The sequence below is a fragment of the Cytobacillus firmus NBRC 15306 genome (assembly GCF_001591465.1).
GTDB classification, from domain to species: Bacteria; Bacillota; Bacilli; order Bacillales; family Cytobacillaceae; genus Cytobacillus; species Cytobacillus firmus.
Window position 1 is genome coordinate 1 of sequence record NZ_BCUY01000128.1, and the last position, 7,148, is coordinate 7,148.

A 7,148-nucleotide genomic window follows, 5' to 3' on the forward strand; every position below is an offset into this window, starting at 1 on the left:
CCAAAATAAAAAAGTATTTGACAAAAGATTGTAAAGCTGATAATTTTAAAATTAATAAATTTCGGAAAATAAAATCGATGACGAGAAGAGTAAGATAAGTGCCCTGTTCCACAGAGAGTCGGTGTATGGTGCAAGCCGATGTTCAGAACCTATCCGAAAATCATCTCCGAGATGCAATGCTGAACTCTTTCAGTAAGTATTGCCGGGTGGTCCCCCGTTACGAAGGAACACGTATGATTGTACGTTGATCGAGGTGCTGTAAGTGGATTTTTCTATCCGCAAACGGAACTAGGGTGGTATCGCGAGCTAACTCGTCCCTATATTAGGGGCGGGTTTTTTTATTTTCCTGAAAAGAGGGAGATGTACATGGAATCAAAACAGGCGATCGTAAATTTGGAATCAGAAAAGTTGAAGATGAACGGGGCAGACGTTCTCATCCAGGCGTTAAAACAGGAAGGTGCAGAAATTTTGTTTGGTTATCCTGGCGGGGCAGTTTTGGGTATTTACGATGCTTTGTACAGGTCACCGATAAAGCATGTTCTTGCCCGTCATGAACAGGGAGCCATCCACGCGGCTGAAGGCTATGCCCGTGTTTCAGGAAAGCCGGGTGTTGTGGTGGCTACTTCAGGGCCAGGTGCAACAAATATTGTGACAGGGATTGCTGATGCCATGATGGATTCATTGCCGCTTGTTATTTTTACAGGTCAGGTTTCCTCTCAGGTCATTGGTACGGATGCCTTTCAAGAAGCGGATGTTGTTGGAATTACGACACCCATCACAAAGCATAATTATCAGGTGAAAAGGATAGAGGACCTTCCTAGAATCGTAAAAGAGGCGTTTCATATTGCGACAACAGGAAGACCTGGTCCTGTATTAGTTGATATCCCCAAGGATTTGGCAGCTTTACATACTGCTGCATCCCTGCACGCTGATATCAATCTGCCAGGGTATCGGCCAGAAGCCACTCCTGATCCATTACAGATAGAAAACTTGCTCGCGGCCCTTGGCGAATCCAAAAAACCAGTCATTTTAGCAGGAGCAGGGGTTCTGCATGCAAAAGCTTCAGAAGAATTGCTTGAATTTTCAGAGGGTTACCAAGTGCCTGTGATCCACACTCTTTTAGGACTTGGAGGCTTTCCGGCACAGCATCCTCTATTTTTAGGAATGGCAGGAATGCATGGTTGTTATACCTCTAACATGGCTATTTACGAATGTGACTTATTAATTAATATAGGTGCCCGTTTTGACGATCGGTTAACAGGTAATTTGAATTCTTTTGCACCGAAAGCAAAGATTGCACATATTGACATTGATCCTTCAGAACTCGGCAAAAATGTCGAGACTCATTTTCCGATCTCCGGAGATGCAAAAGCAGTCTTACAGATGATGATGAGTCAAGAAGTTGAAGGGCCAGATTCAATACACTGGTTAAACCATTTAGAACAATATGAAAAAAATCATCCTTATTGGTATAACGATACCCAGGAATTACTTCCACCCCAGCATTTAATAGAATTAGTACACAAACATACGAAAGGTAATGCGATTGTGACAACGGATGTCGGCCAGCATCAAATGTGGGCTGCACAATATTACTCTTTCTCTCTTCCAAACCGCTGGGTTACCTCTGGTGGATTAGGGACAATGGGATTTGGATTCCCGGCAGCTATTGGTGCCCAGCTTGCAGACCCAGATGCGACGGTAGTTTTGCTAGTTGGGGATGGCGGCTTTCAAATGACACTTCAGGAACTAATATTATTAAAAGAATGGGGTCTCCCTGTAAAAGTCATAATCGTAAATAAAAGCCAGAATCCTTGAGAATGGCGGCTCTGTCGCTCTGCCGAAGTATGCTCTTCCTGAAATGGCTTGGCAGGGGTACTATAAGGATACAGAAGGGAATATTTTCGGAATTCACCAGCCTGATGCAAATGCGAAGTAAATAGTAAAGGCTATTAGCATCTAATGATACAATACATAAAAGAAAAAGCCCGTCTTAAACGACAGGGCTTCAGTGAAGGAGTCACCTTTGAGTGACTCCTTCATTTATTTATGCACTAAGTTTTGCAATTTTGCTTTCCTTGCGCTGCTTCGCATATTCAGCCGTTGCAGTAAATAAAACATCTGAGGAAGAGTTAAGGGCTGTTTCACATGAATCCTGTAATACGCCAATAATAAATCCCACCCCGACAACCTGCATCGCTACGTCATCCGGAATTCCGAATAAGCTGGCTGCTAAAGGAATGAGAAGAAGGGATCCGCCTGCAACACCTGAAGCACCTGCGGCAGAGACAGCTGCTAACACGCTAAGGATTAGAGCTGTTCCAAAATCCACTTGAATACCTAATGTGTGAACCGCTGAAAGAGTCAAAACAGAAATTGTAACAGCTGCACCAGCCATATTAACCGTTGCGCCTAATGGGATGGAAACGGAATACGTATCTTCATCCAGTCCGAGCTTTTCGCATAAGCTCATATTTACAGGAATGTTTGCCGCTGAACTGCGTGTGAAGAACGCTGTAATTCCGCTTTCTCGTAAGCATCTAAGTACAAGCGGATATGGATTTCTGCGAATATTTAAAAATACGATAAGCGGATTCACAACCAGAGCGATAAAGAACATGCAGCCCAGAAGGATAAACAGTAACTTGCCGTAATCCATCAATGCTGAAAGACCATTGCTGACAATCGCATCAAACACGAGGCCCATAATTCCGATTGGGGCGAAGCTAATCACCCATTTTACTAGTGTCGAGATGGCATCTGAGAAGTTTGCGAGCATGTTTTTTGTTGTATCAGCTGCTCTTCTTAAGGCAATGCCAAGCAGGATTGCCCACGTCAGAATGCCGATATAATTGCCGTTGATCAGTGCATTGACCGGGTTGTCCACGACGTTAGTCAGCAGGGTTGTAAGAACTTCTGCTATCCCTCCAGGAGGTGTTACATCCTCTGCTCCCGGCGCAAGTGAAAGGGTAACAGGAAAAATAAAGCTTGCTACTACTGCGACAAGTCCTGCTAAAAAGGTGCTTACACCATAAAGAGCTATAATGGACTTCATATTTGTCTGCTGTCCGCTTCTATGTTTGGAAATGGCATGCATGACCAGGAAAAAAACCAGTACCGGTGCTACTGCTTTTAATGCACCTACAAATAAAGTACCGAAGATAGAGACCCATCCCGCTGCTTTCGGAATAGTCAAAGCGAGGACAATACCTGCGATGATGCCCAGCAGAATTCTTTTTACCAGGCTTATTTGGTTCCACTTGCTGATTGCGTTTTTCATTCGATTCCCTCCGAAATGATTATTATATAAAAGAGAATAATGGCTTATCACTGTTATTCGACAGTGATATTTGTTAGTTTAACACAAATATTATAAATTGTGTGATAAATTATTATATTGAAATATCTGTTAAACGGCTTTTTTTGAGGTAGCCTGCTGATGCTATTGGTTTCATAAGATTATCTTTGTGGAATGATAATAAAAATTTCAATACTTTTTTTGCTTGTGGAATAAGTGCCTATCTATAGCCGCAATCTAAAAATGTACATAAAATCGAAGGATGAGGTACACATCATGACAGGAATTCTATTAGCCCTCATTGCAGCGGTTTCATGGGGCAGTATCGTATTTGTCAGCAATAAGCTTGGCGGGGATGAGGACAGCCAGACGCTCGGTACGACAATAGGAGCCTTATTATTTGCCATCGCTGTCTATCTTTTCAAGAGACCGGATCTGTCCAATATTGTTTGGGCAGTCGGCTTTATTTCTGGATTGTTCTGGTCGATCGGGCAGAAAAATCAGTTTGGAGCAGTCCGCTATTTGGGGGTTGCGAAGACAGCTCCGATGTCCACAGGCCTGCAGCTTATAGGAACGACATTTTTTGGAGTATTTATCTTTAACGAATGGGAAACAACGATAAGCATTATTATCGGAGTAACTTCTCTGGTCTGCATTATTGTCGGTGCTGTACTGACTTCTTTGAAACAGGGTGATGACAAGGACCAGGGAAAAAGTCTCAAGAAAGGCCTTCTTGTACTCCTTTTATCGACAGCAGGTTTTGTCGGGTATGTGGTACTAATCCGCTGGTTTGAAATTGACGGCTGGTCTGCCATTCTGCCGCAGGCGATTGGAATGGTAACAGGAGCATTCCTCATAACCCTCCGCCGCAGGCCATATAACAAATATGCAATCCGTAATATCATTACGGGGCTGATTTGGAGCACCGGGAATCTGGGATTGCTGCTTTCCCTTCCGAAGATTGGCGTGGCCACCAGCTTTTCCCTTTCTCAGACCGGAATAGTAATTTCGACCATTGGCGGACTTTTCTTTTTAAATGAGCGGAAAAGCAAAAAACAGGTGTTTATGGTTCTCCTTGGCTGTTTGTTTATTATCGCTGGGGGAGTATTGCTGGGCTTTACGAAAAAATAAGGGAGTGATTTTGTGTATCCAAGTCTTGAAGGGAAAGTTGTCGTTATCACCGGCGCAGCGACCGGGCTGGGAAAGTCAATGGCAGAACGGTTCGGTGCTGAAAAAGCGAAGGTAGTCATTAATTATTTTAATGAGGAACAGGAAGTGAAGGGGATCATAGAAACGATTGAGAAAGCTGGCGGCAGTGCCTCTGCCATCCAGGGGGATGTTACAAAGGAAGAGGATGTTAAAAGAATGATCGCCCATGCCATAAAGACATTCGGATCTCTCGATGTCATGATTAATAATGCGGGGATCGAAAATGAAGTCCCATCAGAAGAACTCACCCTGGAGGATTGGAATAAAGTTATTTCGACGAATTTAACGGGACAATTTCTAGGCTGCCGGGAAGCCATTGATTATATGCTGGAAAACAAAATAAAAGGCTCGATCATTAATATGTCATCTGTTCATCAGGAAATTCCATGGCCACATTTTGTTCATTATGCAGCAAGCAAAGGCGGAGTCAAATTGATGACCGAGACCCTTGCGCTTGAATTTGCCCCGCACGGTATCCGGGTGAACTGCATTGCCCCTGGTGCTATTGATACACCTATTAATGCGGAAAAATTCGCAGACCCTGAATTGAAAAAAGGTGTCGTTGAGCTCATTCCCATGGGCTATATCGGCAAGCCGGAAGAAATAGCAGCATGTGCAGTATGGCTGGCATCCTCTGAAGCAAGCTATGTCACCGGAATGACCTTGTATGCTGATGGCGGCATGACACAATATCCGGGATTTCAGGCTGGTAAAGGATGAATGGAAAGCTCTTCTCTATGTGAGAGGGGCTTTTCAATTTTTTCAGGCAGTTAGCGGAAATCTTAGTGCCCAGCGGTATAAAGATAGACATAAAAAATCCGGCCGCTTAAAAAGGACCGGACCTGAAGGGGTAAAGAAAAAGGGCTCTATGATGTTTCGGTACATTTACATTGTATTGCGTAAATGTTAACAAACTATGACCGTGATGCGGACAAATTATTAAATATACCCTCTGGATTATAGATTGTGAAGGACCAGGAATTAATTAAGTACATTTACTCAATAAGGTTTAATTTCTATTTTGGAGGGTATGATAACCAGGCAGCCTATATTGGAAACATATCCAATACTTAACGGATACAGTAAATTAAGGTATATTTTTTTCGAAGCAGAGGCAAAATATGGTCATTCATTTTTAGGAGGTTTGAGTGTGGCAGATAACAAAGATATGAATCCAGCAAATGATCAAGATGTAAAGCGTGAGACCTTGACAACTCGGCAGGGGCATCCTGTTACGGATAACCAAAACATTCGCACGATAGGCAATCGGGGACCAGCGACCTTGGAGAATTATCATTTCATTGAGAAGATCTCCCATTTTGATAGGGAAGAGGTTCCGGAACGTGTGGTGCACGCAAGAGGAGCAGGGGCATTCGGTTACTTTGAAACATACGGAAAAGTGGGAGATGAGCCGGTCGAGAAGTATACCCGTGCCAAGGTCTTCTCTGGTGCAGGGAAGAGGACGCCATTAATGGTGCGCTTTTCAACTGTGGCAGGTGCGAAGGATTCACCCGAAACAGCACGTGATCCTCGAGGCTTTGCCGTTAAAATGTATACTGAGGACGGAAACTGGGATTTGGTCGGCAATAACCTTAAAATCTTCTTTATCCGTGATGCGATGAAATTCCCAGACATGATTCACGCCTTCAAGCCCGATCCTGTTTCAAATGTGCCAAATCCCGAGCGGATGTTTGACTTTGTTTCCAGGACACCAGAGGCCACGCATATGATTACATTCCTGTTTTCACCTTGGGGAATACCCGCTACATACCGTCACATGCAGGGATCCGGTGTCAATACCTATAAATGGGTGAATGAAAAGGGGGAAGCTGTGCTGGTGAAATATCACTGGGAGCCTAAGCAGGGAATCCGCAATCTGACACAGGAAAAGGCAAGCGAAATTCAGGCCAAAAATGTCGGACATGCTACACAGGATTTATTTGAGGCGATTAAACGGGGAGATTATCCGGAATGGGAGCTTTTTGTACAGATCATGGAGGATGATTACCATCCTGAATTGGATTTTGATCCCCTTGATGATACGAAGCTATGGCCGGAAGATAAGTTCCCTTGGCTGCCAGTTGGCCGCATGGTGCTTGATCGCAATCCAGTGGATTACCATGCAGAAATTGAGCAGGCGGCTTTTGGAACGGGAGTACTTGTTGATGGAATGGATTTTTCCGATGATAAGATGCTGCAGGGCCGGACTTTCTCATATTCTGACACTCAACGCTATCGAGTAGGAGCGAACTATTTGAAATTGCCGGTTAACGCGCCGAAAGCGCCTGTGCGTACGAATCAGCAGCGCGGCCAAATGGATATTCGTGACCCGAAAGAGGCAGGAGATAATCCGCATATTAACTACGAGCCATCAATGAAGGGCGGCTTAAAGGAAGCACCTCAAGAAGGGCGCACCCCGCATCGGCCAACTTATAATGCGGCTGCCATGAGTGCACCGATCGATCGGCCAAATAACTACGGCCAGGCCGGCCATACTTACAGGAGCTTTGATGATTGGGAACGCAATGAATTGATTAAAAACCTGTCTGAGGCATTGGCTGTATGTGACAAACGGATTCAGGATGCTATGATTGAACATTTCACACAGGCTGATGAAGACTATGGCCGCCGAGTGAAAGGA

Annotated in this window: 5 protein-coding genes, 1 pseudogene and 1 other annotated feature; of the genes and pseudogenes, 5 read left to right on the top strand and 1 reads right to left on the bottom strand. The window is 44.3% G+C overall.

Features of this window, described 5'->3' with window-relative positions:
• Positions 1 to 68: 68 nt before the first annotated feature.
• Positions 69 to 322: a binding site (T-box leader), on the top strand.
• A gap of 44 nt (positions 323 to 366) precedes the next feature.
• Together ilvB and BFI01S_RS24155 are read left to right on the top strand one after the other, a co-directional pair.
• On the top strand, positions 367 to 1,818 hold the full coding sequence (ilvB, locus tag BFI01S_RS20325) for a biosynthetic-type acetolactate synthase large subunit (protein WP_061794217.1): 1,452 nt from the start codon (positions 367 to 369) through the stop codon (positions 1,816 to 1,818).
• Positions 1,802 to 1,939, top strand: a pseudogene (locus tag BFI01S_RS24155) (VOC family protein); the annotation flags it as partial. The gene ilvB and the pseudogene BFI01S_RS24155, both read left to right, overlap by 17 nt.
• A gap of 108 nt (positions 1,940 to 2,047) precedes the next feature.
• Here BFI01S_RS24155 and sstT read toward each other — a convergent pair.
• Positions 2,048 to 3,280, bottom strand: coding sequence for a serine/threonine transporter SstT (sstT, locus tag BFI01S_RS20330; RefSeq protein WP_061794218.1), 1,233 nt, complete (start codon positions 3,278 to 3,280; stop codon positions 2,048 to 2,050).
• A gap of 294 nt (positions 3,281 to 3,574) precedes the next feature.
• Here sstT and BFI01S_RS20335 point away from each other — a divergent pair, with 294 nt between their 5' ends.
• The 3 genes from BFI01S_RS20335 to BFI01S_RS20345 form a co-directional block, all read left to right on the top strand.
• The gene (locus BFI01S_RS20335; RefSeq protein ID WP_082804573.1) at positions 3,575 to 4,429 is read left to right on the top strand and encodes a GRP family sugar transporter; all 855 of its coding nucleotides are present in this window, start codon (positions 3,575 to 3,577) and stop codon (positions 4,427 to 4,429) included.
• Between the two features lie 12 nt (positions 4,430 to 4,441).
• Positions 4,442 to 5,227, top strand: coding sequence for a glucose-1-dehydrogenase (locus BFI01S_RS20340; protein WP_061794220.1), 786 nt, complete (start codon positions 4,442 to 4,444; stop codon positions 5,225 to 5,227).
• A gap of 430 nt (positions 5,228 to 5,657) precedes the next feature.
• On the top strand, positions 5,658 to 7,148 hold a 1,491-nt coding region (locus tag BFI01S_RS20345; RefSeq protein WP_061794221.1), incomplete at its 3' end, for a catalase.